The sequence below is a fragment of the Paenibacillus terrae HPL-003 genome (genome assembly GCF_000235585.1).
In the GTDB taxonomy this organism is placed as follows: Bacteria; Bacillota; Bacilli; order Paenibacillales; family Paenibacillaceae; genus Paenibacillus; species Paenibacillus terrae_B.
The window spans coordinates 804,437-830,802 of the sequence record NC_016641.1 but is presented as its reverse complement, the minus strand read 5'-3'; the positions used below and the strand labels follow the sequence as shown (position 1 = coordinate 830,802).

Below are 26,366 nucleotides of genomic sequence, written 5' to 3'. Positions count from 1 at the left end.
CCGGAGGGATACGCCTGCATGAACCCAATGCACAGGATGGAGCAGCTTGTTGCTGAGCTAAACACATATAATTATCATTATTACACACTGGATGAGCCCAAGATCAGCGACAAAGAATATGATGTGCTGTATGACGAGCTGGTAGCGCTTGAACAGACGAGCGGTCTTGTGCTACCGGATTCGCCGACACAGCGTGTGGGCGGGGAGTTACTCAAAGGCTTCACACCGCATCGCCATCTCGCCCCGTTATGGAGCTTGGATAAAGCACAGAATATAGAGCAGCTGCGTGCCTGGAACGCACGTGTCGTGAAGCTGGTCAACGATTACAACACCAAGAACCCGGAGCAGCCTTTACCGCCTCCAGGATATGCGATAGAGCTTAAATTTGATGGACTGACGCTGAACCTGACTTATACCGACGGGAAGCTGGTACAGGCTTCTACACGCGGTAATGGCGTGGTGGGCGAGGGAATACTGGCACAGGTGAAGACGATTAAATCCGTGCCGCTTACGATTCCTTTTCAGGATGGGACCATTGAAGTGCAGGGAGAAGGGATTATGAATCTGTCTGTGTTGGCGAAGTATAATGAGACCGCTGTGGACCCTCTCAAAAATGCACGCAACGCCGCAGCTGGCGCTCTACGTAATTTGAATCCCAAAACGACAGCAGAGCGGCGGCTGAATGCATTTTTCTACAATGTGGGGTACGGGGACCGTATCCAGTTTAGTAGTCACCAGGAGATGATGGCTTTTCTGCGTGACAATCATTTTAAGGTGAATCCATATCTGACTTACTTCGACGATTTTGATGATGCCATGGAGCAACTGGCTGATATTGAAAACTCTCGTGCCGGCCTGGATTATCTCATTGATGGGGCGGTACTGAAAATTACAGATATGCGCACGCGTGAGGTTCTAGGTTACACCGATAAATTTCCGCGCTGGGCGGTGGCGTATAAGTTCGAGGCGGAGGAAACGACCACGGTGCTCAACTCTGTTGAGTGGAATGTAGGTCGCACGGGTAAAATTACTCCACTGGCACGGGTAGAACCAGTAGAGCTGGCGGGAGTAACCGTACAAAATTGTACACTGAACAACGCTGGGGATATCGAACGGAAAAATCTGAAGTTCGCTTTGGGCGCTCGCGTGTTTATCCGCCGCTCGAATGATGTCATTCCAGAAATTTTGGGAAAAGTTACGTCTGAGGATGACGGAGAGGAAATTATCGTACCGGATCATTGCCCAGCCTGTGGATTCCCGTTGCAGCAGCGAGGGGCTCATTTATTCTGCGATAATAAGCTGGGCTGTAAGCCGCAGATTGTGGCTCGTATTTCTCACTTTGCGTCACGTGATGCCATGGATATTGAAACCTTCAGCGACAAAACGGCAATCCAGTTGCATGACGAACTGGAAGTGCGCGAGCCTGCGGATCTGTATAAACTCCATTTTGATGATCTTGTGAAGCTGGAGCGATTTGGTGAGAAAAAAGCCAATAACCTTCTGGCAGCGCTTGAGAAGAGTAAAGAAAGGGATTTGGCTTCATTCCTTTATGCCCTCGGTATACCGAATACCGGTAAAGCGACTACACGCATGTTGGCTGATCATTACCGTGATTTACACAAGGTCATGTCCGCTACGGTGGAGGAATTGATAGAATTGCCGGATGTAGGCGGGATTGTAGCTGAAAGCATTGTTGCCTTCTTTGCTGATCCATTTACCCAAGCGGGGATTGAAAAGATGTTATCCCTAGGGGTAGAGGCTCAGGCCCCCGAAGCCCCACAGGAGAAGAAGACAGACAGCTTTTTCAGTGGCAAAACGGTTGTACTTACAGGTACCCTGCATCAACTTACGCGTGATGAAGCTGCTGCCAAGCTGGAGGCACTGGGCGCCCATGTGACCGGGTCTGTATCGAAAAAGACGGATCTAGTCATAGCTGGTGAAAAGGCGGGCAGTAAACTAGCCAAGGCCCAACAGCTTGGAATTGATACCATAGAAGATGAGGATGAATTCATCAGACTGCTGGAACAAGAATAATTAGTTTGCAATGAGCACAGCCATTCCGTTTAGTACAGGGTGGCTGTTTTAGTTATCTACTGTATAGATAGGAGGTATAATAGCTACGGAAAAAGGAAATTAAAAAAATACTTGCTAAATAACTTTAGGCATGTTACATTATTAGACGTTGCTTTGAGAATAACATTTCTCGAAGCGGAGGATGCTAAAAAGAAAATCAAAAAAAGATTTGACAAGAAAGCAACCAATATGATATGATCTAATTCCTGGCTCGTTGGAAAAACGAGGACAGACAAGTTCTTTGAAAACTGAACAAATGGATGATGAAAATAAAGATTTCTTCTTTATATAAAGAAGAATCGCTAGCATTAAAAATGAGCGAATCGCTCTTTCTATGCTGTTTCATGTTTGGTTCATCTCAATTGAGTGGATGAAGGTGGAACAGGATGGCGTTACGTAGTAACGTCTTTAATGGAGAGTTTGATCCTGGCTCAGGACGAACGCTGGCGGCGTGCCTAATACATGCAAGTCGAGCGGGGTTAGGTTAAAAGCTTGCTTTTAACCTAACCTAGCGGCGGACGGGTGAGTAACACGTAGGCAACCTGCCCATCAGACTGGGATAACTACCGGAAACGGTAGCTAATACCGGATACATCCTTTCCCTGCATGGGGAGAGGAGGAAAGACGGAGCAATCTGTCACTGATGGATGGGCCTGCGGCGCATTAGCTAGTTGGTGGGGTGAAGGCCTACCAAGGCGACGATGCGTAGCCGACCTGAGAGGGTGATCGGCCACACTGGGACTGAGACACGGCCCAGACTCCTACGGGAGGCAGCAGTAGGGAATCTTCCGCAATGGGCGAAAGCCTGACGGAGCAACGCCGCGTGAGTGATGAAGGTTTTCGGATCGTAAAGCTCTGTTGCCAGGGAAGAACGTCTTGTAGAGTAACTGCTATAAGAGTGACGGTACCTGAGAAGAAAGCCCCGGCTAACTACGTGCCAGCAGCCGCGGTAATACGTAGGGGGCAAGCGTTGTCCGGAATTATTGGGCGTAAAGCGCGCGCAGGCGGCTCTTTAAGTCTGGTGTTTAATCCCGAGGCTCAACTTCGGGTCGCACTGGAAACTGGGGAGCTTGAGTGCAGAAGAGGAGAGTGGAATTCCACGTGTAGCGGTGAAATGCGTAGATATGTGGAGGAACACCAGTGGCGAAGGCGACTTTCTGGGCTGTAACTGACGCTGAGGCGCGAAAGCGTGGGGAGCAAACAGGATTAGATACCCTGGTAGTCCACGCCGTAAACGATGAATGCTAGGTGTTAGGGGTTTCGATACCCTTGGTGCCGAAGTTAACACATTAAGCATTCCGCCTGGGGAGTACGGTCGCAAGACTGAAACTCAAAGGAATTGACGGGGACCCGCACAAGCAGTGGAGTATGTGGTTTAATTCGAAGCAACGCGAAGAACCTTACCAGGTCTTGACATCCCTCTGATCGGTCTAGAGATAGATCTTTCCTTCGGGACAGAGGAGACAGGTGGTGCATGGTTGTCGTCAGCTCGTGTCGTGAGATGTTGGGTTAAGTCCCGCAACGAGCGCAACCCTTATGCTTAGTTGCCAGCAGGTCAAGCTGGGCACTCTAAGCAGACTGCCGGTGACAAACCGGAGGAAGGTGGGGATGACGTCAAATCATCATGCCCCTTATGACCTGGGCTACACACGTACTACAATGGCCGGTACAACGGGAAGCGAAAGAGCGATCTGAAGCAAATCCTAGAAAAGCCGGTCTCAGTTCGGATTGCAGGCTGCAACTCGCCTGCATGAAGTCGGAATTGCTAGTAATCGCGGATCAGCATGCCGCGGTGAATACGTTCCCGGGTCTTGTACACACCGCCCGTCACACCACGAGAGTTTACAACACCCGAAGTCGGTGGGGTAACCCGCAAGGGAGCCAGCCGCCGAAGGTGGGGTAGATGATTGGGGTGAAGTCGTAACAAGGTAGCCGTATCGGAAGGTGCGGCTGGATCACCTCCTTTCTATGGAGAATCGTTTCCTGCAATGGAAACATTCAAATAAGTGGATCTATTAGGTCTGCGACTGGAATTTGTTATTAGCTCTACACATTTTGTGTGAATGAAAATGAATTCCATCATCATCCCATTTGTTCAGTTTTGATGGAACTTGTGAGGGGCCATAGCTCAGCTGGGAGAGCGCCTGCCTTGCAAGCAGGAGGTCAGCGGTTCGATCCCGCTTGGCTCCACCAATTACAACTTCATCAAAAAAAAACTGTATGATGATCTTCAACTCTTCGGAGTTTGGCTGATAATCACACAGGCTACAGTTTCGATGAAACTGGATTGCACCTTGAAAACTGGATACCGAAACGAAATTGCGTTTTAGAATATTCCTTTACGCTGATCTTGTGCAAACAAGTGAAATAAAGGTAGCTGTTTTGAATTTCATTCACACTTCGGTGATGAACCGAAATCCAAATCAAATCGCATTTACTTTGTAAATGCTAGGTTAAGCTACAAAGAGCACACGGAGGATGCCTAGGCGCCAGGAGCCGACGAAGGACGTGGCGAACAACGATAAAGCCTCGGGGAGCTGTAAGCAAGCTTTGATCCGGGGATGTCCGAATGGGGAAACCCGGCTGTCTTCATCGACAGTCACTTTCTGCTGAATACATAGGCAGAATAGAGGCATACCAGGGGAACTGAAACATCTAAGTACCCTGAGGAAGAGAAAACAATAGTGATTCCGTCAGTAGCGGCGAGCGAACGCGGATTAGCCCAAACCAAGGAGCTTGCTCCTTGGGGTTGTGGGACGTCTCACATGGAGTTACAAAGGAACCGGTTAGATGAAGAGGTCTGGAAAGGCCCGCCAGAGAAGGTAAAAGCCCTGTAGTTCAAAACCCGTTCCCTCCGAGACGGATCCCGAGTAGTGCGGGGCACGTGAAACCCCGTATGAATCCGGCAGGACCATCTGCCAAGGCTAAATACTCCCTGGCGACCGATAGTGAAGCAGTACCGTGAGGGAAAGGTGAAAAGCACCCCGGAAGGGGAGTGAAATAGATCCTGAAACCGTGTGCTTACAAGAAGTCAGAGCCCATTTTAGGGGTGATGGCGTGCCTTTTGTAGAATGAACCGGCGAGTTACGTTCCCGTGCAAGGTTAAGGTGAAGAGCTGAAGCCGCAGCGAAAGCGAGTCTGAATAGGGCGATCTTGAGTACGTGGACGTAGACCCGAAACCGGGTGATCTACCCCTGTCCAGGGTGAAGGTGCGGTAACACGCACTGGAGGCCCGAACCCACGCATGTTGAAAAATGCGGGGATGAGGTGGGGGTAGCGGAGAAATTCCAATCGAACCCGGAGATAGCTGGTTCTCCCCGAAATAGCTTTAGGGCTAGCCTCGGAATAAGAGTCGTGGAGGTAGAGCACTGATTGGGTGCGGGGCCCGCAAGGGTTACCAAGCTCAGTCAAACTCCGAATGCCATAGACTTGGTTCCGGGAGTCAGACAGTGAGTGCTAAGATCCATTGTCGAAAGGGAAACAGCCCAGACCATCAGCTAAGGTCCCCAAGTGTGTGTTAAGTGGGAAAGGATGTGGAGTTGCACAGACAACCAGGATGTTGGCTTAGAAGCAGCCACCATTGAAAGAGTGCGTAATAGCTCACTGGTCGAGTGACTCTGCGCCGAAAATGTAACGGGGCTAAACACGCCACCGAAGCTATGGCTTGATACTTAGGTATCAGGGGTAGGGGAGCGTTGAATGCGGGTTGAAGGTGTACCGGAAGGAGCGCTGGACTGCATTCAAGTGAGAATGCCGGTATGAGTAACGAAAAGATCTGTGAGAATCAGATCCGCCGAAAGCCTAAGGGTTCCTGAGGAAGGTTCGTCCGCTCAGGGTAAGTCGGGACCTAAGGCGAGGCCGAAAGGCGTAGTCGAAGGACAACAGGTCGAAATTCCTGTACCACCGTAATCCGCTATGAGCGATGGGGTGACGCAGTAGGGTAGTGACGCGGACTGATGGATGTCCGTCTAAGCAGTGAGGCTGATGTGTAGGCAAATCCGCACATCGTTAAGGCTGGGCTGTGATGGGGAGCGAAAATTGTAGTAGCGAAGGTCATGATCTCAGACTGCCAAGAAAAGCCTCTAGCCAGGAGAAGGTGCCCGTACCGCAAACCGACACAGGTAGGCGAGAAGAGAATTCTAAGGCGCGCGGAAGAACTCTCGTTAAGGAACTCGGCAAAATGACCCCGTAACTTCGGGAGAAGGGGTGCCTCGGTAGGGTGAATAGCCCGAGGGGGCCGCAGTGAAAAGGCCCAAGCGACTGTTTAGCAAAAACACAGGTCTGTGCGAAGCCGCAAGGCGAAGTATACGGGCTGACGCCTGCCCGGTGCTGGAAGGTTAAGGGGAGTGGTAAGCCTTAGGGCGAAGCTATGAACCGAAGCCCCAGTAAACGGCGGCCGTAACTATAACGGTCCTAAGGTAGCGAAATTCCTTGTCAGGTAAATTCTGACCCGCACGAATGGCGTAACGACTTGGGCGCTGTCTCAACGAGAGATCCGGTGAAATTTTAATACCTGTGAAGATGCAGGTTACCCGCGACAAGACGGAAAGACCCCATGGAGCTTTACTGCAGCTTGATATTGAATTTGGGTACGATCTGTACAGGATAGGTGGGAGCCTAAGAGACTTGAGCGCCAGCTTGAGAGGAGGCATCCTTGGGATACCACCCTGATCGTATCTAGGTTCTAACTTGGTACCGTGATCCGGTACGAGGACAGTGTCAGGTGGGCAGTTTGACTGGGGCGGTCGCCTCCTAAAGAGTAACGGAGGCGCCCCAAGGTTCCCTCAGAATGGTTGGAAATCATTCGAAGAGTGCAAAGGCAGAAGGGAGCTTGACTGCGAGACCAACAAGTCGAGCAGGGACGAAAGTCGGGCTTAGTGATCCGGTGGTACCGCATGGAAGGGCCATCGCTCAACGGATAAAAGCTACCCTGGGGATAACAGGCTTATCTCCCCCAAGAGTCCACATCGACGGGGAGGTTTGGCACCTCGATGTCGGCTCATCGCATCCTGGGGCTGAAGTAGGTCCCAAGGGTTGGGCTGTTCGCCCATTAAAGCGGTACGCGAGCTGGGTTCAGAACGTCGTGAGACAGTTCGGTCCCTATCTGTCGTGGGCGTAGGAAATTTGAGAGGAGCTGTCCTTAGTACGAGAGGACCGGGATGGACGTACCGCTGGTGTACCAGTTGTTCCGCCAGGAGCACCGCTGGGTAGCTATGTACGGAAGGGATAAGCGCTGAAAGCATCTAAGCGTGAAGCCCCCCTCAAGATGAGATTTCCCAGTATGTAAGACCCCTTGAAGACGACGAGGTAGATAGGTTGGGGGTGGAAGTGCAGTAATGCATGGAGCTGACCAATACTAATCGGTCGAGGGCTTATCCTAAGAATAAAACGCAAAAGAGTTTCGGATCCAGTTTTCAGGGTGTAAGTTTGGTAAGGTACAAGCTCAAGTAGCTTATACTGAACAGAACTAACACACAGCATTTGGCGATGCTGATTCCTGAAAAAAAGTATTTGCGAGTCAAATACATGTTTGGTGGCGATAGCGGAGGGGTTCCACACGTACCCATCCCGAACACGACCGTTAAGCCCTCCAGCGCCGATGGTACTTGGACCGCAGGGTCCTGGGAGAGTAGGACGTCGCCAAGCAAAAGTAAAAAGGACCATGATCTCCTTGAGATTGTGGTCCTTTTTTGTGCATTTTTACTATAACCATTTGTTCTTAAGGTTGACAGAGAGCCAAGGCTTTGCGACACTCTAAGGGCGTGATCTTTTTGCGGAAGTCCAAGTATACGAGCGAGGTGACGAAGTTATGGAAATCAGACAATTACAACGTGAGGAATTTGAAGCTGCTATAGAGTTATCTCAGTATGCCTTTCAGTTTATATTATCCCCGGAGGATCTAGAGAAATCGAAGAAGAAATTCAAACCAGAACAAACATGGGGGATATTCGACGGAAATGAATTGAATGCAAAACTGACTTTGCTACCATTACAGGTATACATACAGGGTCAGGTTTTCGACATGGGGGGCATTGCTGGAGTGGCAACGTGGCCTGAAAAGCGGCGCGGCGGTCTGGTTTCACGCCTTTTAACACATGCGCTTGAAGAGATGAAGGTCGCGGGACAAAGCCTTTCTTTTCTACATCCTTTTTCCTTTGCCTTCTATCGTAAATTTGGATGGGAAACGTATATAGAATATAAAAAGTATATTATTCCGATCGATAAATTCCCTGCCAAGCTTAAAACCGAAGGTACGGTCAAACGGGATGTCGAAGATATTTCTGAGCTGGAACAAGTGTACCAAGCATATGCTTCGCGTTATAATGGCACGCTGGTACGAGATAAGGTATGGTGGCAAGAGCGGATATTAAATAAGAACTACCGGACCGCAGTGTATTACTCTGAAGCAGGCGATCCTCAGGGATATGCATTATACAAAATTGAAGATAAGCAGCTGAATTGCGGCGAACTGGTATACATTAATGAGACGGCCCGGCGGGCGTTGTGGACTTATTTTGCAAATCATGATTCGATGATAACCCAAGGTGAATTTATTTATATTCCGGCCGATGACAATCTGCCATTTCTGCTAGATGATCCGCGCATTCAGCAGGAAACAGTGCCTTATTTTATGGGCCGCATTGTAGATGCAGCTGCTTTTGTGGAGAAATATCCTTTTGAGGCAATTGGAGAGGAAATACGTTTGACCTTAAATCTGATAGATCGTTATGCTCCATGGAATGAAGGAATATGGGTATTGACGGTCAACGCGGAAGGGCAAGGACATTTGGACAGAGTGGATTCAAGCAGTTCTTCCGAGGACGCTATAGAAGCTGACTTGAGTGTGGGAATCCAGTCGCTGACTACCCTGATGCTTGGCTATCAGCGGCCTGATGACCTGTATAAGTGGAGTCGTATTACAGGGCGCGGTGAGTCTGTGTCTGCATTAGAACGTGTAATACCGGTAAAGCAAACATTTTTGCTGGATTTTTTCTAATTGTAATGCTCTTAAATGCTCTTGAGTCTTCATTCTTTAGGGAGTCTGGCTTAAATGCCTTGCATGAGATGTGGAGGATTTTAACGACGTTTTTTCAAAACTCTTTCCGTAAAGGGAAGAGTTTTTCTTATATTGTATAAAACATAATTAGATTGCGAAAAATGATATTGACCCCTTGGCAAAAATATATTTTGTGCTATAATGTGAATATAGTCAAAGAAAGTCAAAGTCAATGAAGCCTATCGCGCTTCTTTAGATTGGTGTGAATACGCTGAGTTTTTAGCCGTATATAATACATTGACACCAACACAGCATGAAAAGACAGACCTTATCTGTAGCTAAACGTCCACTGTAATCTCATGAGAATGAGGGAAGGTGTATGATTTATTACGAATAAAGGTCACACTAGAAACTAAACGGGATGTTTCTAAGTGAGATAGAAGGGCTAATTAGCCTCGATACAGGCTTAGATTCGTGACTTTACCGTTTGGTTAAGTTCAATATACGGCGGACTCTGTGGAGCGTGAAATGTACTGAATATTTGCGTTTCCGTTAGTGGAGGATGATGAAATGCGCAATGTTTCCGATATTATTGAACAATATTTGAAGAGCATATTGCTGGAAAGTCCCAAAGGTTTAGTGGAAATTCAGCGCAATGATTTGGCTGACCGCTTTTCCTGCGTGCCGTCGCAAATTAATTATGTAATCAGTACCCGTTTTACGCTGGAAAAAGGCTATGTGGTGGAAAGTAAGCGCGGTGGTGGGGGTTATATTCGCATTCAGCGAATTCAACTGCCTGCACAACACGCGATTCATACACACCTCCATCAAAGCATTGGAGAGGAAATTAGCCAATCGGCAGCGGAAGGGCTGATTTATCAGCTGGAAGAAGCACATTTTTTAAGCAAAAGGGAAGCTGGTTTAATGAAGGCCGCTTTATCAAGGGACACATTATTGCTGAAACTTCCCTATCGTGACCAGCTACGGGCAAGGCTGCTTAAGGCTATGCTGATTTCGTTACTGGTGGCCAGATAGCGTGTTATTGAAGATTAATGGTTTGGATGTAGGGATTTGCAAAAATCCTGACGCTGAAGGAGGTGCTTTTATGCTGTGCCAAGAATGTAATAAACGGCCGGCAACTTTGCATTTCACCAAAATTGTGAATGGCGAAAAGACAGAGTTTCATATTTGTGAGACGTGTGCGAAGGAAAAAGGGGAGATGATCCCTGGTACACCTAACGGCTTTTCAATTCATAGCTTGTTGTCGGGAATGCTGGATTTCGAATCCAGCACAAAGAGCCAGTCGCCAGGCCATAGCGGTCCGCAAAACCTGCAATGCAAGGATTGTGGCATGACCTATGCACAGTTCAGTAAGCTGGGGCGCTTTGGGTGCCCGTCGTGCTATCAATATTTTGACAGCCGTCTGGACCCTTTGTTCAAGCGTGTGCATGGCAGTACGAGCCATGTGGGCAAGGTTCCGGTTCGCACCGGAGGCAGATTGAAGGTCAAACGGCAAATTGATGATCTGAAAAAAGAGATGCAACAGCATATTGTGCAAGAAGAATTCGAATCAGCCGCTGAGCTTAGGGATCAAATCAGAAAGCTTGAAAAAGAAATGATTGAAGAGTAAAGTTTGTGAAGAGTAGGAGGGGATGCGTAATGCCCAATATCCGGTTTACGGAAAAGCCGCTAAGTGATTGGATGCGTGGTGAAGCTGCGGATTCGGAGATTGTCATTAGTAGCCGGGTGAGAATTGCGCGTAACTTGCAGCATCTGCCTTTTCCCATACTTGCTACCAACCAGCAGTCGGAAGAAGCACTTCAACGTTTGACGGATATCCTTCAGTATGATGATTTAGGCCGCTTTGGTACCTTTCATACCCTGAAAATATCCGAGTTGGATGAGATCGACAAGCAGGTACTGGTTGAGAAGCATTTGATTAGCCCTAATTTGGCGAATGAATCTCGTAACGGTGCTGTTTTGATTAGCGATGACGAATCGGTTAGTGTTATGATAAACGAAGAGGATCATCTGCGTATCCAGTGCTTGTATCCGGGATGTCAGGTTAGAGAAGCTTGGGAGCGTGCTACGGTTATTGATGATGCATTTGAGGCGCATGTTGATTATGCATTTGATGATCGTAGAGGCTTTCTGACCAGTTGTCCGACGAATGTCGGCACAGGGATGAGAGCTTCGGTAATGATGCATCTGCCCGCATTGGTCATGACTCATCAGATTAATCGCATTTTGTCCGCTGTTTCACAGGTAGGTCTTACCGTTCGCGGTATTTATGGTGAAGGCAGCGAAGCGGTCGGCAATCTGTTTCAGGTATCCAATCAGATTACACTGGGACAGACCGAAGCGGAAATTATCGAAAATCTGCATGGCGTTGTGCTGCAAATTATAGAGCATGAACGTTCCGCCAGGGAACGACTGATGAATGAGTCCATGCTGCGGATTACAGATCGGGTGATGCGTTCATTCGGTATTTTGTCATATGCAGCGGTACTGGAATCCAAGGAGGCCGCACAGCGGTTGTCCGATGTACGTCTTGGCGTGGACTTGGGGATTTTGGAGCGTCCATCCACCGCAGCGATGAATGAGCTGAATGTGATGACGCAACCCGGATTTCTGCAAAAAAGCTTTGGTGATAAAATGAATACCGGTGAACGCGATATGTACCGGGCGAAGCTGATCCGGCAAAAATTAGGCACAACCCTTTAATATATAGAATGATCTGAAATACACACTGTGGAGGTGCAGGATATATGATGTTTGGAAGATTTACGGAACGCGCACAAAAAGTGCTTGCCTTGGCTCAGGAAGAAGCTGTTCGATTGGGACACAACAACATTGGCACGGAGCACATTTTGCTCGGCCTCATTCGTGAAGGTGAAGGGATTGCAGCGAAAGCCTTGATTGGTTTAGGGCTGGGACTGGAAAAAATTCAGGATGAAGTGGAAACGCTGATTGGACGCGGTCAAGAACAACCGACTAACATTGCCTATACTCCACGCGCCAAAAAGGTCATCGAGCTGTCTATGGATGAAGCTCGTAAGTTGGGCCATACCTATGTAGGTACGGAGCATATTTTACTCGGTCTTATCCGTGAAGGCGAAGGTGTAGCAGCACGTGTACTGAATAACCTGGGTATCAGCCTGAACAAAGCACGTCAGCAAGTGCTTCAATTGCTCGGCAGCAGCGAGGCTGTTTCCAGCCATCATGGTGCTCCAGCTAATGTCAGCACACCAACGCTAGACAGCTTGGCACGTGATTTGACGGCATCTGCGAAGGAAAACAACCTGGACCCTGTCATTGGGCGCAGCAAGGAAATTGAGCGTGTAATTCAGGTGCTCAGCCGCCGAACAAAGAACAATCCTGTTTTGATCGGTGAGCCAGGGGTAGGTAAAACAGCAATTGCCGAAGGATTGGCGCAAAAAATTATTGCCAATGAGATTCCTGAAACGTTGCGCGACAAGCGCGTAATGACACTCGATATGGGCTCTGTGGTAGCAGGCACTAAATATCGTGGTGAATTTGAGGATCGTTTGAAAAAGATTATGGACGAGATTCGTCAAGCAGGAAACATCGTACTGTTCATTGATGAGCTGCATACGCTGATTGGTGCTGGTGGAGCTGAAGGTGCAATTGATGCCTCCAACATTTTAAAGCCTGCTCTGGCACGTGGCGAGCTGCAATGCATCGGTGCGACAACGCTGGACGAATACCGCAAATATATTGAGAAGGATGCTGCTTTGGAACGTCGCTTCCAGCCGATTACGGTAGATCAGCCTTCTCCAGAAGAAGCTGTTCAAATCTTGTATGGTCTGCGTGACCGTTATGAAGCGCATCACCGTGTGAAAATTACGGATGAAGCCATTGAAGCGGCAGTAAAATTGTCAGATCGTTATATCACCGACCGCTTCCTGCCGGATAAAGCAATTGATCTTATTGATGAAGCAGGTTCCAAGGTAAGGCTGAATTCCTACACGGTACCGCCAAACCTGAAACAGCTGGAAAATCGTCTGGAAGATATTCGTAAGGAAAAGGATTCGGCTGTACAAAGCCAGGAATTCGAAAAGGCGGCTGCACTGCGTGATACAGAGCAGAAAATTCGGGAAGAGCTGGATGTTACGAAAAACCAATGGAAAGAGCAACAGGGACGTACAGATTCCGAAGTAACACCGGAGGATATTGCTCAGGTCGTTGCGATCTGGACAGGTGTTCCGGTCAGCCAGCTGAAAGAGGAAGAAACTCACCGCTTGTTGAACATGGAAGAGTTGCTGCATGGGCGGGTAATTGGGCAGGATGAAGCAGTTAAGGCAGTTAGCCGGGCTATTCGCCGGGCACGTGCCGGACTGAAAGATCCGAAACGTCCAATCGGCTCCTTTATTTTCCTCGGTCCAACCGGGGTTGGTAAAACCGAGCTGGCACGCGCGTTGGCTGAATCCATGTTCGGAGATGAAAATGCGGTTATCCGAATCGATATGTCCGAATACATGGAGAAGCATTCTACGTCCCGTCTGGTAGGAGCGCCTCCAGGATATGTTGGATATGAAGAAGGCGGTCAATTGACTGAGAAGGTACGTCGTAAACCTTACTCCGTCGTACTGCTGGATGAGATTGAAAAAGCACATCCAGAAGTGTTCAACATTCTTCTGCAAGTGTTGGAAGATGGACGTCTGACAGATTCCAAAGGCCGTGTTGTCGATTTCCGCAACACACTCATCATCCTGACATCCAATGTAGGTGCACAGGTGATCAAACGCAACTCCACGCTCGGCTTTACGGCTGTTGTGGACGCTGGAGCGGATTATGATAACATGAAGGGCAAAGTGATGGAAGAACTCAAGAAAAGCTTCCGTCCCGAGTTCTTGAACCGGATTGATGAAATTATCGTTTTCCATTCTCTCGAAGAAAAACACATTGCCGAAATCGTGTCCCTCATGTCCGAAGAGCTGCGTAAGCGTCTGAATGAGTACGAGGTGGACTTTGAGCTGACAGACAAGGCTAAGGCATTCCTTGCGAAGGAAGGCTTTGATCCAGCGTATGGTGCGCGTCCATTGCGTCGTGCGATCCAGAAGCATATCGAGGATCGTCTGTCCGAGGAACTGCTGACGGGTAATATCACTAAAGGTGATTCTCTCTTCATTGATGAAGAGAACGGTGCATTGACCGTTACGAAAAAGGATAACGTATCCGCGAAGTCCTGAGTATTGTACTGAGCAGGCAATAAAAGCTAACAATAATCATCGGCTTCTGGCCAAAAAGGACAGAGATATGACAGGTTAGCACCAATAAAAGAGGTTTGAAAGGGTGTCACGCAGGCTGAAAAGCTATGGCGAGGGCACCCTTTTTGTGTATAAAGCACTGTGGAGCGATCGGATAAGAGCTTTGGAAAAGTTTGTGATATCGCTTTACGTCCGCCAAGCTTCAATGGTAAACTTTTATTGTTAAGCTCTATCCGGGCTGTATGAAGATAATCCGACATTGATCGTTGTCAAATAAGGAGCCAAGGAACAAAGTATGGCTAAAGTGAAAACTAAATTTTCCTGTACGGAGTGCGGTTATGAATCGCCCAAATGGTATGGAAAATGTCCCGGATGCCAGGCATGGAATTCCATGGTGGAGGAAACGGAAAGCGTTGTAAAAACTCAAGGAATGGGTTCTTCCCTTCTTACTCATAGCACAAAAGATAAGCCACTCCCTATTATTGAGGTGGAGAGTGGCAAAGAAGCACGAATTTTGACGGGAATTGACGAATTGAATCGCGTGCTCGGAGGAGGCGTGGTGCCGGGTTCACTGGTTCTGGTGGGCGGTGATCCGGGTATTGGAAAATCTACGCTTATGCTACAGACATCGAATGAGCTGGCCTTAACTGGTTTAAGGGTGCTATACGTGTCAGGTGAGGAATCGGTCCGTCAGACGAAGCTGCGTGCAGACCGTCTAGGTGCCTTGTCCCCCAACCTATACGTATTATGTGAGACGAATTTGGAGACGATTGAAGAAGCGGTGGACAGCTTGAAACCGGAGTTTCTGGTGATTGACTCTATCCAGACCGTATATTTGCCTGAGGTAACGAGTGCGCCGGGGAGTGTAGCACAGGTGCGGGAGTGTACTTCCCGTTTTATGCGGATTGCCAAGGGATTAGGTATTGCAACGGTGCTGGTAGGACATGTGACCAAGGAAGGGGCCATTGCAGGCCCGCGTCTGTTGGAACACATGGTCGATTGCGTGCTTTATTTTGAAGGAGAGCGTCATCATACGTATCGGCTATTGCGTGCAGTTAAGAACCGCTTTGGTTCTACGAATGAAATTGGTATTTTTGAAATGGCTGAAAGCGGCTTGCGTGAGGTGTCGAATCCTTCGGAGCTGTTTCTGTCCGAACGACCGCTGGGGGTGGCTGGTTCGACTGTTGTCGCCAGTATGGAAGGAACACGACCTGTATTGGTTGAGCTGCAAGCGCTGATTGCGACCACGCATTTTCCCTCTCCACGCCGAATGGGTACAGGGATTGACCATCATCGAATGGGATTGATTATAGCCGTGTTGGAAAAGCGGATGGGCATGTTTTTGCAAAATCAGGATGCGTATCTAAATGTGGCCGGGGGCGTAAAGCTGGATGAACCAGCGGTGGACCTGGCAATAGCGGTGAGTATTGCTTCCAGTTTTCGAGATGCGCCTACCAAGCCGTACGATGTGATTTTTGGCGAGGTGGGGCTGACGGGTGAGGTGCGTGCTGTATCCAGAGCGGAGCAGCGTGTGCGGGAAGCGGAGAAGCTGGGTTTTAAACGGGTGATTATGCCAGAGAAGAGCCTGAAGGGCTGGACGCATCCGAAAGGGATACAAATTGTAGGAGTAGGAACGGTGGCAGATGCATTGGCAGCCGCATTAGATTAGGGGGCAATGAGAATGAAAGAAGCGAGCCAACTGGATAAAATGAATGATTTGCTGCGGCTTGTGGCACCGGGAACTCCCTTTCGCGACGGACTGGAAAACGTGTTGCGCGCCAAAACGGGCGCTCTTCTGGTCGTTGGCTATAGCCCGGAGGTAATGGAGGTCGTGGACGGCGGCTTCTCGATTAACTGTGATTTTTCGCCGAACTATTTGTATGAACTGGCTAAGATGGACGGCGCAATCATACTGAGTGAGGATTTGAAACGAATTTTATACGCAAATACGCAACTTATTCCTGACTCCTCCATCTCCTCGATTGAAACGGGAATTCGGCACCGGACAGCGGAGCGGGTTGCCAAGCAAACTGGCAAGTTAGTCGTGTCCATTTCTCAGCGGCGTAATATTATTACGTTGTACCAGGGAACGTTGCGATATGCGCTCAAGGAAATCGGGGTTATTTTAACGAAAGCTAATCAGGCCATTCAGACGCTGGAAAAGTATAGATCTGTGTTGGGGCAAGCTTCAACGAATTTGACGGCATCTGAATTTGAAGAGTTGGTGACCATGCCCGAGGTCGTAAATGTTATCCAGCGGATCGAAATGGTGCTGCGTATCAAAATGGAAATCAAACGATTTATTAATGAGCTTGGGAATGAGGGCCGTTTGATTAGCATGCAGATGGATGAGCTTGTTAGTAATATTGAGGAAGAGGCTTGGCTGCTGTATAAGGATTATGCCAAAGACGATAGCGATGAGAAAATCCGCGGAATTATTTTGGGGCTCAAGCGTTCCACGGACGACGAGCTACTGGATGTGAACCATATTGTACGTTTGCTGGGGTACCCATCCTCGGCTGCGACATCAGAGGAATATATCGTGGCGCGAGGCTATCGGGTGCTGAATAAAATACCGCGTCTACCAAATGTGATTATTCATAATCTGGTGGAGCGGTTTGGGCGTTTTCCGCATGTCATGACAGCGACGATTGAAGAACTGGATGAAGTGGATGGCATTGGAGAAGTCCGTGCACGTACCATTAAAGAGGGACTCAAACGATTACAGGAACAAGTTTTCATTGACAGGCAAATGTAAATGTAATACAGTGAAAGGATTATAATGGAACAATCCATACATTGAGGTGAAGAGATGATTACCAAATCAATTCCGAACATGTTTACCTTAGGTAACTTGTTTCTCGGAATGATCGCCATTTTATTGGCCGTAGACGGAAAATACAGTCTTGCCGCTATTATGGTTATTGTGGCCATGCTGTTGGACGGACTGGATGGACGAATGGCCCGGGCGTTGAATGCCCAGAGCGAATTCGGTAAAGAACTGGACTCCTTATCAGATATGATATCTTTTGGTGTAGCTCCCGCAGTTATTATGTACATGGTTGCTTTTCATGATGCTAATTCGGCTTTGGCCTGGACGGTTACGGCTATTTTTCCGATGTGCGGAGCATTGCGTTTGGCTCGTTTTAATGTACGTCCCGGTGTACCTGGTTATTTTACAGGCTTGCCGATTCCGGCAGCAGGTGGTGTGTTAGCCACTTTGTCCTTATTCCATAATGATATTTCTCTGTTATACATGTCGATTGCGATGCTGCTTGTCTCTTATTTGATGGTCAGCTCGATGAAATATCCGAATTTGAAAAAGGTGGGCCTTCCGAAGAAGGCGATCTGGATCGCTCCATGGGTTGTAGTTGCTGCCGTTGTACTTGCGGTTAAATTCCCGGATCAATTATCCAAGCTGATTTTCGTGCCGTTGGTGCTGTATGCATTGTATGGCATGAAACTCAATATCCGTAAGCTGTCACGTAGACGTGGGCGCGGTCGGGGACGTTCCACTCAGGAAGAACAGGATGATCAATATCGTCATTCACAGCATTAGTATTAAGCGAGAAAACAATTAAGCATTTATTTCCTTGGACCACTTCATGGAGATAAATGCTTTTTTTATGCATAAAAAATCAAATACATAGGGTTAGTTGGACGAAAATTGGATCATACTGGTAAAGAGAGTGATGTATATCCACTAAATACAGGGTATATGAAAAGAAAACAAAGGAGGTATAAAGACTCGATGTGGAGAAAGGCTATTTTAACTTTTACAGGATTGTGCGGAGCGTGGTTCGGCTATACGTTATACCACCGGGTAGGAGGTATCGTATCATGGTTGCCCCATTGGTTGAGTGATGGTTCTTTACCGGGAATGGCTGTTTGGATGATTGCGGGAGCTGTGGTGTTTATGGCTGGATGCTCGCTTGCCGGAACAGCTGTGGCCAATCGGTTACAGCAGGGGATCGAAGGTTTGGTACGAATTCCGATGAACGAGATGATGGCAGGTGCGATTGGATTAGCGGTGGGCTTGATCCTTTCCTTAGCGGTTTACCCGCTCTTGTCATGGCTGGGGGCACCAGGTCAACTGATTCAAACGGCCGTTACCATCGTATGTGGATATGTGGGAGTGATGGTCGGACTGGAAAAGCGGGACGAGCTGTCCTCATTTTGGAGTTCGGGATTTTTTGGTCGAGGTACGGGTGTGGAAGAACGCAAGCTGGAGGAACATAAAATTTTGGACACCAGTGTTATTATAGACGGACGTATTGCTGATATTTGCAAGACTGGTTTTATCGAAGGAACGATTGTGATTCCCGAATTTGTGCTGGAGGAGCTTCAGCATATTGCAGATTCGTCGGATTTGCTCAAGCGCAACCGTGGGCGCCGAGGTCTGGATATTTTGAATAAGATTCAAAAAGAGTTGGATGTAAATGTATTGATTTACGAAGGCGATTTTGAGGAGATTTCAGAGGTCGACAGCAAATTGGTCAAGCTGGCAAAGGTACTACAGGGTAAGGTGGTAACGAACGATTTTAACTTGAATAAGGTGTGCGAGCTTCAAGGTGTATCGGTGCTGAATATTAATGATCTGGCAAATGCAGTGAAGCCTGTAGTGCTGCCCGGTGAGGAAATTATGGTGCAGATTATCAAAGACGGCAAGGAGCATGGACAAGGTGTGGCCTATCTGGATGATGGTACAATGATCGTTGTGGAGGGCGGTCGTGACTACATCGGTTCTCTGATGGAGGTGTTGGTTACGAGTGTACTTCAGACCTCTGCGGGCCGTATGATTTTTGCCAAACCGAAATTATTGGAAAAAGCTCAATAAACGCGGTATGATGAAGTAGATGTGTAATCATACGGATCGTCCAAGTGCGATCAAGGCAGGAGTCATTTCAATGAACAATCGGGTAGGAGTCGTCATTGTGGCGGCTGGGCGCGGCTCCCGTATGGGAACGCCTGAAAGCAAGCAATTTTTGCTTTTGCGGGACAAGCCCATCTTCATACATACACTTGAGATATTTGCAGCCATGCCCGAAGTGGATGAAATGGTGATGGTGACGGGGGCAGAAGATGTTGAGCGCTGCCAAGAGTGGATTCGCCAATACCGAATCGGCAAGGATGTACAGGTGGTGGCAGGAGGCAGTGAACGTCAGCATTCGGTATATCGCGGTCTGAGCCACCTGCAAGCAGATTGGGTGATGGTTCATGATGGTGTGCGCCCGCTCATTCAGCCTGAGCTTGTACGCTCATGTCTGGAGACAGCCCAACGTACCGGTGCTTCTGTAGCGGCAGTACCTGTAAAGGATACAGTCAAGCAAGTGAACGGGGATGGTATCATTACGGCAACGCCGGATCGCCGAAGTCTGTGGAGCATTCAAACGCCACAGACTTTTCGTCTTTCCGATCTGCTGAGGGCTTACGAGGAAGCGGAACAGGCAGGATTTTTGGGGACAGACGATTCGATGCTGGTGGAGCGATTAGGGATTCCAGTCACTGTCGTTCAGGGCAGCTACAAAAATATCAAAATTACCACGCCTGAGGACTTGGATATGGCGGAGTTATGGGTAAAGACAGAGGGAGAGGATATCAGATGATCAGAGTGGGACAAGGGTTTGACGTTCACCAGCTGGTGGAAGGAAGGCCGTGCATTATCGGGGGCGTGAATATTCCTTATGAAAAGGGATTGCTGGGACATTCCGATGCTGACGTGTTGTTGCATGCGATTAGCGATGCCATTCTGGGCGCGCTTGGTCTGGGGGATATCGGGAAGCACTTTCCAGATAACGATCCGGAATTCAAGGATGCCGACAGTCTCAAGCTGCTGGAGCATGTATGGAGTATGGCCAAAGAGCGGGGATATCACTTAGGGAATATTGATTCTACGATTATTGCGCAAAAGCCCAAAATGGCATCTTACATCCCGCAGATGAATGAAGTCATCGCTCGTGCGCTGGAAGCGAAGGACCCTTCCCAAGTGAACGTCAAGGCAACTACGACAGAGCAGCTCGGCTTTGCTGGGCGGGAGGAAGGGATTGCGGCTCAATCGGTTGTCTGTCTTGTTAAGGATATACTATCATCTTGAGAACTAAGATTTGGAGGAGATTTTATGAGCACGGAAGTTCGTGTACGTTATGCCCCGAGCCCAACAGGGCATCTGCATATTGGAAATGCCAGAACGGCATTATTTAATTATTTGTATGCTCGGAACCAAGGTGGCAAGTTTATTATCCGTATTGAAGATACAGATGTGAAACGTAACATTGCAGGCGGGGAAGAAAGCCAGCTTAAATATCTGAAATGGTTGGGCATGGATTGGGATGAAAGCGTGGATGTCGGGGGAGAGTATGGACCTTACCGTCAGACCGAGCGCCTGGATATATACAAAACATATTGGCAGGATCTGCTGAATCGTGGCTTGGCTTACCGCTGCTACTGCACCGAAGAAGAACTGGAACGCGAACGTGAAGAACAGACGGAACGTGGGGAGACACCACGCTACTCAGGGAAACACCGTGATTTGACGGAGGAACAGTGTAAGGCATTCGAAGCGGAGGGGCGTGTACCAAGTATCCGTTTCCGTGTACCAGAAGATCGCGAATATACGTTTAATGATATGGTCAAAGGCCAAATCACGTTTAATTCGAAGGAAAGCGGCGATTTTGTTATCGTCAAAAAAGACGGTATTCCGACATATAACTTTGCAGTGGCGGTGGACGATCATTTGATGAAAATATCGCATGTGCTGCGAGGTGAGGATCATGTCTCCAATACACCGCGACAATTGATGATCTTTGAAGCGCTTGGCTGGGAGCCTCCAATCTTTGGTCATATGACACTGATCGTGGGCGATGATCACAAAAAGCTTAGCAAACGCAACGAGTCCATTATTCAGTTTATGGAGCAGTACGACAAGTTGGGCTACTTGCCAGAAGCTATATTCAATTTTATTGCGCTGCTGGGCTGGTCTCCGGAAGGCGAAGAAGAAATTTATGACCGGGAGCAATTAATTTCGGTTTTCGATCCCAATCGTTTGTCCAAAAGCCCGGCCGTATTTGATACGAACAAGCTTGCTTACCTGAACAATCACTATATTAAAAAGGCTGATCCTGAGCGAATTGCCAGCATGGCGATTCCTCATTTGCAGACAGCGGGACTTTTGCCGGCTGAATTATCTGCGGAGCGGCAGGACTGGGCCAAGGCTCTTGTTCGCTTGTATCAGGAACAAATGAACTCTGCGTCCGACATTGTGGTTTTGTCTGAGTTGTTTTTCCGTACGCATCTGGAGCTTGATGCGGAAGCTGCGGCTGTGCTGGCAGAAGAGCAGGTTCCTGAGGTGCTTAAAGCTTTTGCTGGTAAGGTGGAAGTGAGTGAGGAATTTACGGCTCCACAAATGGCCAAGCTGATCAAGGAAGTTCAAAAGGAAACCGGCTTTAAAGGGAAACAGTTGTTTATGCCGATTCGTGTGGCCCTTACAGGTCAAACGCATGGACGAGATTTGAATGAAACGATCTTTTTGCTCGGACGTGACAAGGTGCTGGACCGTCTCAGGGCACAAATTAAAGGCTGATATTTCTTGTCAATTTGTTGTCTTTTCGCTATAATGACTCCATTGATACGGATTGATATTTACGTGTAAAGGCTGAGAACAGGAGAAGTACACTGCATAAGGGCATTTGCCAGAGAGGACGGCCGAGGGGAACCCCGGGGCTGGAAGCCGTCCAGATGACCTGCGGAGGAAATGCACCTGGGAGCCGTGCGCCCGAACCCTAATTAGCGTCGACTGCTAATATGGCAAGGGTGTGCCGAATCGTTCTCGTTACCGGACGCCAAAGACGGGCTTCTCTGCTTATATGCAGCAGGTATGCCCGAAGCAGAGTGGGACCACGTTCATGCGTCTCTGCAGCCTAGGCTGCGGAGGCGCTTTTTCATTTTTATCAGACTCAAGCTCGTTAAAGGTGAAAAATGTCGAAGCGTGCTGACGAACGCGAAAATTGGCGAAACATGGAGTTGTGTGAAGATACGGCAAGGAAATGGGGGAAATAGGAGGGCGACATGTTCAGACATATCAAATCCGACATTCAAACTGTTTTGGATAATGATCCGGCCGCCCGGAGTAAGCTGGAGGTTATTTTTACGTATTCCGGCGTTCATGCCCTTTGGGCACACCGAATCGCACATTGGTTTTATTTGCGAAAGTGGTGTACTCTAGCCCGTTTTATATCTCAGGTATCGAGGTTTATGACAGGAATTGAAATCCATCCCGGCGCTCGTATCGGAGATCGGCTGTTCATTGACCATGGCATGGGAGTGGTCATCGGCGAAACCTGTGAGATCGGCGACGATGTTGTGTTATACCAGGGGGTCACTCTTGGAGGGACGGGGAAAGAGAAGGGGAAGCGCCATCCCACCATTGGGAATAATGTTGTTATAGGCTCCGGCGCAAAGATATTGGGCTCTTTTACAATTGGGGCGCAGTCCAACATTGGCTCCAACTCGGTTGTACTTAAAGAGGTTCCGCCAAACAGTACAGTGGTGGGGATCCCGGGGCGAGTGGTCAGACAAGATGGCAGACGTCCAGACCGACTTAGTCACCAGCTGCCTGATCCGGTTGTGGATTCTATCCGGGAGCTTCAATTGGAAATAGAACGATTACGTGTAGAATTGTCTGATTTGAGGGATGAGCGATCTGCTCAGAAACATCAGGTGGCTCAAGAGAATAAATTACAAGGATGATTTTCATGAGGGAGGAACATAACGATGCCGCTTCAAATTTATAATACAATGACGAGGAGCCGAGAGCCTTTTGTTCCACTAGAGCCTGGAAAGGTTAAAATGTATGTATGCGGACCTACCGTGTATGATTACATTCATATTGGTAATGCACGACCTGTAATTGTGTTTGACGTGGTGCGCAGCTACCTGGAGTATTTGGGTTATGATGTGAACTATGTGGTGAATTTTACGGATGTCGATGATAAGCTGATCCGCAAAGCTCGGGAACTAGATATGGATGTTTCGGCAGTTGCCGAGAAATTTATTGCAGCCTACCATGAGGATCTGACAGGATTGAATGTTCCTGCCGCCAGCATGAATCCGCGTGTAACCGAGAGTATGGATCTGATTATTGAATTCATTAAGGAACTGGTAGATAAAGGATATGCCTATGAGAATGATGGCGACGTGTTTTATAGGACGAAAAAATTCAAATGCTACGGTCAGCTGTCGGGTCAGAATCTGGAGGAGCTTCAGTTCGGGATTCGCATTAATGTAGATGAACGAAAGGAAAATGCCGAGGATTTTGTACTCTGGAAGGCTGCCAAGCCAGGAGAAATTTATTGGTCAAGTCCTTGGGGCGACGGTCGCCCAGGCTGGCATATCGAATGCTCTGCCATGGCCCGCCACTATTTGGGGGATACGCTGGATATTCACGGGGGCGGACAGGATTTGCAATTCCCACATCATGAATGCGAATGCGCACAATCCGAGGTGATTACGGGTAAGCCATTGGCCCGTTACTGGATGCATAACGGATATATTCGCATTGATAATGAAAAAATGTCGAAATCACTCGGTAATGGTATTTTGGTTAAAGATCTACGTGCTCGTCACAAGCCCGAGGCTTTACGTTATTTTATGCTGTCGACGCATTATCGGAATCCGTTGAACTACAATCATGAGACGATGAGTCAGGCGGAGAACAGTGTCGAACGGATTGCCAATGCAGTGGCCAACGTGCAGCATCGTTTAGCTAGTGCGTTGAAAGGTAATGAAGAAGTATCGGTCGAGCTGCAAACGAAGCTTGACGGAATTTTGCAGCAGTTTGTCGAAAAAATGGATGATGATTTCAATACACCTGATGCGATTACTGCGGTATTCGAATGGGTCAGCGAAGCCAACCATTTGTTGCAGCGTGATGTTGTCAATCAGGCGGAATTAAAGGCCGTGTTGCATACCTTCCATTCGATGAATAAAGTACTTCGCATATATTCGGAACCTAAAGAAGAGCTGCTGGATGATGAAATTGAGCAATTAATCGCAGAGCGTGTCGAAGCTCGTAAAACTAAGAACTGGGGCAGAGCCGATGAAATTCGCGATCTGCTCGCTGTCAAAGGAATCGTGCTTGAGGATACAGCGCAGGGTATGCGGTGGCGGCGAAAATGAGTGATAAGCCATTGAACACGGGGGCTTCGGAAGGTGCGGGAAACTGGTTCCCGTATCCTGCGTCCAAACCGGCTCGACTGATGCCTCCCATTGCGTTAGCCTACATTGGCGATGCCGTGTATGAGGTCGCGGTGCGGCAATATTTGCTGGCGCAGCCCAACCTGCGCCCCAATCATTTGCATCGCCGAGCGACAGGGCTGGTCTCTGCCAAGGCGCAGAGCCGTATGCTCGTGCTGCTGGAGACGGTGCTGACGGAGGAAGAACGTGATATTGTCAGACAAGGCAGAAATGCCAAGTCAGGAAGCCTGCCCAAGAATGCCGATGTGCTTGAGTATCGTCATGCTACTGCGCTGGAGGGACTGTTCGGCTTTCTTTATTGTGACGGACGTTTGGACAGGATGAGAGAATTGATTACGTACGGTATTGCACAAATGGAAAATACAGAAAAATCTTAATTGGGAACGTCGGATCAAATGCGTCAAACATCCGCCGTTTCCCGGGAGGAAGCTAGATATGGAAGAAGAATGGATTGCCGGTAAGCATTCGGTGACGGAGGCGCTTCGCTCAGGCAGAACGATAAATAAAATATGGATTGCGGATAATGCACAAAAGCATCTGACATTGCCCATTACGGCTGAGGCTAAAAAAGCGGGGATCATTGTTTTACAGGTGGACAAGCGTAAGCTTGATCAAATGGTTCCGGGAATACAGCATCAGGGAGTGGTTGCACAGGCTGCACCTTTTGCTTACGTTGAAGTGGAAGAACTGCTTGCAGCTGCCCGTAGTAAGGGAGAAGAGCCGTTTTTGATCCTATTGGATGAGATTGAAGATCCACATAATCTGGGTTCTATCCTTCGGACAGCGGACTGCACAGGGGCGCATGGCGTAATCGTGCCGAAAAGACGTTCAGCGGCAGTAACTGTAACGGTGTCCAAAACATCAGCGGGGGCGGTTGAGTATGTTCCGGTGGCGCGTGTGAACAATTTGGGGCAAACCATCGACAAACTCAAAGAGGAAGGTGTATGGGTAGTTGGCACAGATGTGACAGCCACGGACCCGGTTTTTGGAAATGGTGTATTCACAGGGCCAGTAGCTATCGTCATTGGTAACGAAAATAAAGGGATGGGCCGTTTGATCCGCGAGAAATGTGACGTACTCGTTAAGCTGCCGATGGCTGGGCAAATCAATTCCCTGAATGCTTCTGTAGCCGCAGGTGTCGTGATGTACGAAGTGCTGCGCGGACGACAGGCACGGGGCTGATGATATGGCTGACACGCGGGATGTTCTGCTTGTGGACGGTTACAACATGATTGGAGCCTGGCCCGAACTTTCCGCACTGGTACAATCTGGTATGCAGGAAGCGAGGGACAGACTGCTTGAACGACTCGCGGATCATCAGGCGTATTCCGGCAGAAGAGTCATCGTCGTTTTTGATGCTTACCGGGTGCCGGGACTGGGTAAAACGTATTCCCAGAGTAAAGTACAGATTTATTTTACAAAAGAAAAAGAGACCGCTGACGAGTGCATCGAGCGATTGGTTCGGGAGCTAAGCAGCCGGAGAAGAAGCATTTATGTAGCAACAAGTGATCAGGTGGAACAACATGTCGCTTTTGGGCAAGGAGCGCTCAGGGTGTCGGCGCGTGAACTTCTGATCGAGATTGAGGAATCTGAAAAGGAAGTGAAAAAGCGGATAGAGCAGGATAGCGCTAGGTTGGCCCGGAATTCGCTGGATGCCAAGCTGAGCCCGGAACTTCGAAAGCTGTTTGAGCGCTGGAGGAGAGAATAGCAACGGGGAAAGTTCCAGTAATTGGCCGCTCCTCCATTTTGAAACCATTGACAATTTTGTTAGCGCTCTTCTTTTTTAGGCTGTTGTGGTTGACGGTATCAGGTTA

Annotated in this window: 18 protein-coding genes, 1 tRNA gene and 3 rRNA genes; all 22 read left to right on the top strand. The window is 48.5% G+C overall.

What is annotated here, in order from left to right; all coding sequences use genetic code 11:
- Positions 1–18 precede the first annotated feature (18 nt).
- A complete protein-coding gene (ligA, locus tag HPL003_RS04070; protein WP_014278344.1) occupies positions 19–2,034 on the top strand; it encodes an NAD-dependent DNA ligase LigA in 2,016 nt (671 codons plus the stop codon).
- Positions 2,035–2,481: 447 nt separating this feature from the next.
- Positions 2,482–4,039 (top strand): 16S ribosomal RNA (locus HPL003_RS04065).
- A 151-nt stretch (positions 4,040–4,190) separates the two neighbouring features.
- Positions 4,191–4,266, top strand: a tRNA-Ala gene (locus tag HPL003_RS04060).
- Positions 4,267–4,524: 258 nt separating this feature from the next.
- A 23S ribosomal RNA gene (locus HPL003_RS04055) occupies positions 4,525–7,453 on the top strand.
- Positions 7,454–7,602: 149 nt separating this feature from the next.
- Positions 7,603–7,719, top strand: a 5S ribosomal RNA gene (gene rrf, locus HPL003_RS04050).
- The 16S, 23S and 5S rRNA genes sit together here with 1 tRNA gene alongside, the layout of an rRNA operon.
- A gap of 163 nt (positions 7,720–7,882) precedes the next feature.
- The gene (locus HPL003_RS04045) at positions 7,883–9,070 is read left to right on the top strand and encodes a GNAT family N-acetyltransferase (RefSeq protein ID WP_014278342.1); all 1,188 of its coding nucleotides are present in this window, start codon (positions 7,883–7,885) and stop codon (positions 9,068–9,070) included.
- Between the two features lie 570 nt (positions 9,071–9,640).
- Positions 9,641–10,105 carry a CtsR family transcriptional regulator gene (locus HPL003_RS04040; RefSeq protein WP_014278341.1) on the top strand — a complete coding sequence of 155 codons (465 nt, stop codon included), beginning with the start codon at positions 9,641–9,643 and terminating at the stop codon, positions 10,103–10,105.
- A gap of 70 nt (positions 10,106–10,175) precedes the next feature.
- A complete protein-coding gene (locus HPL003_RS04035; protein ID WP_043922550.1) occupies positions 10,176–10,700 on the top strand; it encodes a protein-arginine kinase activator protein McsA in 525 nt (174 codons plus the stop codon).
- A gap of 29 nt (positions 10,701–10,729) precedes the next feature.
- A complete protein-coding gene (locus HPL003_RS04030; protein WP_014278339.1) occupies positions 10,730–11,794 on the top strand; it encodes a protein-arginine kinase McsB in 1,065 nt (354 codons plus the stop codon).
- Between the two features lie 44 nt (positions 11,795–11,838).
- Positions 11,839–14,283 carry an ATP-dependent protease ATP-binding subunit ClpC gene (gene clpC / locus HPL003_RS04025; RefSeq protein WP_014278338.1) on the top strand — a complete coding sequence of 815 codons (2,445 nt, stop codon included), beginning with the start codon at positions 11,839–11,841 and terminating at the stop codon, positions 14,281–14,283.
- 313 nt (positions 14,284–14,596) lie between these two features.
- Positions 14,597–15,970, top strand: coding sequence for a DNA repair protein RadA (radA, locus tag HPL003_RS04020; protein ID WP_014278337.1), 1,374 nt, complete (start codon positions 14,597–14,599; stop codon positions 15,968–15,970).
- A 12-nt stretch (positions 15,971–15,982) separates the two neighbouring features.
- Complete coding sequence (gene disA, locus HPL003_RS04015) at positions 15,983–17,059, top strand: DNA integrity scanning diadenylate cyclase DisA (RefSeq protein WP_014278336.1); 1,077 nt, start codon at positions 15,983–15,985, stop codon at positions 17,057–17,059.
- A 54-nt stretch (positions 17,060–17,113) separates the two neighbouring features.
- The gene (gene pssA, locus HPL003_RS04010; RefSeq protein WP_014278335.1) at positions 17,114–17,860 is read left to right on the top strand and encodes a CDP-diacylglycerol--serine O-phosphatidyltransferase; all 747 of its coding nucleotides are present in this window, start codon (positions 17,114–17,116) and stop codon (positions 17,858–17,860) included.
- 192 nt (positions 17,861–18,052) lie between these two features.
- Complete coding sequence (locus HPL003_RS04005; protein ID WP_014278334.1) at positions 18,053–19,138, top strand: PIN/TRAM domain-containing protein; 1,086 nt, start codon at positions 18,053–18,055, stop codon at positions 19,136–19,138.
- A gap of 70 nt (positions 19,139–19,208) precedes the next feature.
- Entirely contained in the window at positions 19,209–19,907 is a 699-nt protein-coding gene (gene ispD / locus HPL003_RS04000) for a 2-C-methyl-D-erythritol 4-phosphate cytidylyltransferase (protein WP_014278333.1), read from the top strand.
- Entirely contained in the window at positions 19,904–20,395 is a 492-nt protein-coding gene (ispF, locus tag HPL003_RS03995) for a 2-C-methyl-D-erythritol 2,4-cyclodiphosphate synthase (RefSeq protein WP_014278332.1), read from the top strand. Before ispD ends, ispF begins: the two co-directional genes overlap by 4 nt.
- A 24-nt stretch (positions 20,396–20,419) precedes the next feature.
- Entirely contained in the window at positions 20,420–21,880 is a 1,461-nt protein-coding gene (gltX, locus tag HPL003_RS03990; RefSeq protein ID WP_014278331.1) for a glutamate--tRNA ligase, read from the top strand.
- A 485-nt stretch (positions 21,881–22,365) separates the two neighbouring features.
- Positions 22,366–23,046 (top strand): serine O-acetyltransferase, encoded by a 681-nt coding sequence (cysE, locus tag HPL003_RS03985; protein WP_014278330.1) that lies wholly within the window; start codon positions 22,366–22,368, stop codon positions 23,044–23,046.
- 24 nt (positions 23,047–23,070) lie between these two features.
- Positions 23,071–24,474: a cysteine--tRNA ligase gene (gene cysS, locus HPL003_RS03980; RefSeq protein ID WP_014278329.1), complete on the top strand. Its 1,404-nt coding sequence runs from the start codon at positions 23,071–23,073 to the stop codon at positions 24,472–24,474.
- On the top strand, positions 24,471–24,929 hold the full coding sequence (locus HPL003_RS03975) for a Mini-ribonuclease 3 (protein ID WP_014278328.1): 459 nt from the start codon (positions 24,471–24,473) through the stop codon (positions 24,927–24,929). Before cysS ends, HPL003_RS03975 begins: the two co-directional genes overlap by 4 nt.
- A gap of 58 nt (positions 24,930–24,987) precedes the next feature.
- Positions 24,988–25,734, top strand: a complete 747-nt coding sequence (rlmB, locus tag HPL003_RS03970) for a 23S rRNA (guanosine(2251)-2'-O)-methyltransferase RlmB (RefSeq protein ID WP_014278327.1) — start codon at positions 24,988–24,990, stop codon at positions 25,732–25,734.
- Between the two features lie 4 nt (positions 25,735–25,738).
- Positions 25,739–26,260 (top strand): NYN domain-containing protein, encoded by a 522-nt coding sequence (locus HPL003_RS03965; RefSeq protein ID WP_014278326.1) that lies wholly within the window; start codon positions 25,739–25,741, stop codon positions 26,258–26,260.
- Positions 26,261–26,366 lie beyond the last annotated feature (106 nt).

Coding starts and splice junctions, on each gene's coding strand:
- HPL003_RS04045 (WP_014278342.1), top strand. CDS start 7,883: ATGGAAATCAGACAATTACAACGTGAGGAATTTGAAGCTGCTATAGAG.
- gltX (WP_014278331.1), top strand. CDS start 20,420: ATGAGCACGGAAGTTCGTGTACGTTATGCCCCGAGCCCAACAGGGCAT.
- HPL003_RS04005 (WP_014278334.1), top strand. CDS start 18,053: ATGTGGAGAAAGGCTATTTTAACTTTTACAGGATTGTGCGGAGCGTGG.
- ispD (WP_014278333.1), top strand. CDS start 19,209: ATGAACAATCGGGTAGGAGTCGTCATTGTGGCGGCTGGGCGCGGCTCC.
- cysE (WP_014278330.1), top strand. CDS start 22,366: ATGTTCAGACATATCAAATCCGACATTCAAACTGTTTTGGATAATGAT.
- HPL003_RS04030 (WP_014278339.1), top strand. CDS start 10,730: ATGCCCAATATCCGGTTTACGGAAAAGCCGCTAAGTGATTGGATGCGT.
- cysS (WP_014278329.1), top strand. CDS start 23,071: ATGCCGCTTCAAATTTATAATACAATGACGAGGAGCCGAGAGCCTTTT.
- ispF (WP_014278332.1), top strand. CDS start 19,904: ATGATCAGAGTGGGACAAGGGTTTGACGTTCACCAGCTGGTGGAAGGA.
- ligA (WP_014278344.1), top strand. CDS start 19: ATGAACCCAATGCACAGGATGGAGCAGCTTGTTGCTGAGCTAAACACA.
- clpC (WP_014278338.1), top strand. CDS start 11,839: ATGATGTTTGGAAGATTTACGGAACGCGCACAAAAAGTGCTTGCCTTG.
- HPL003_RS04035 (WP_043922550.1), top strand. CDS start 10,176: ATGCTGTGCCAAGAATGTAATAAACGGCCGGCAACTTTGCATTTCACC.
- pssA (WP_014278335.1), top strand. CDS start 17,114: ATGATTACCAAATCAATTCCGAACATGTTTACCTTAGGTAACTTGTTT.
- HPL003_RS03965 (WP_014278326.1), top strand. CDS start 25,739: ATGGCTGACACGCGGGATGTTCTGCTTGTGGACGGTTACAACATGATT.
- HPL003_RS04040 (WP_014278341.1), top strand. CDS start 9,641: ATGCGCAATGTTTCCGATATTATTGAACAATATTTGAAGAGCATATTG.
- disA (WP_014278336.1), top strand. CDS start 15,983: ATGAAAGAAGCGAGCCAACTGGATAAAATGAATGATTTGCTGCGGCTT.
- rlmB (WP_014278327.1), top strand. CDS start 24,988: ATGGAAGAAGAATGGATTGCCGGTAAGCATTCGGTGACGGAGGCGCTT.
- radA (WP_014278337.1), top strand. CDS start 14,597: ATGGCTAAAGTGAAAACTAAATTTTCCTGTACGGAGTGCGGTTATGAA.
- HPL003_RS03975 (WP_014278328.1), top strand. CDS start 24,471: ATGAGTGATAAGCCATTGAACACGGGGGCTTCGGAAGGTGCGGGAAAC.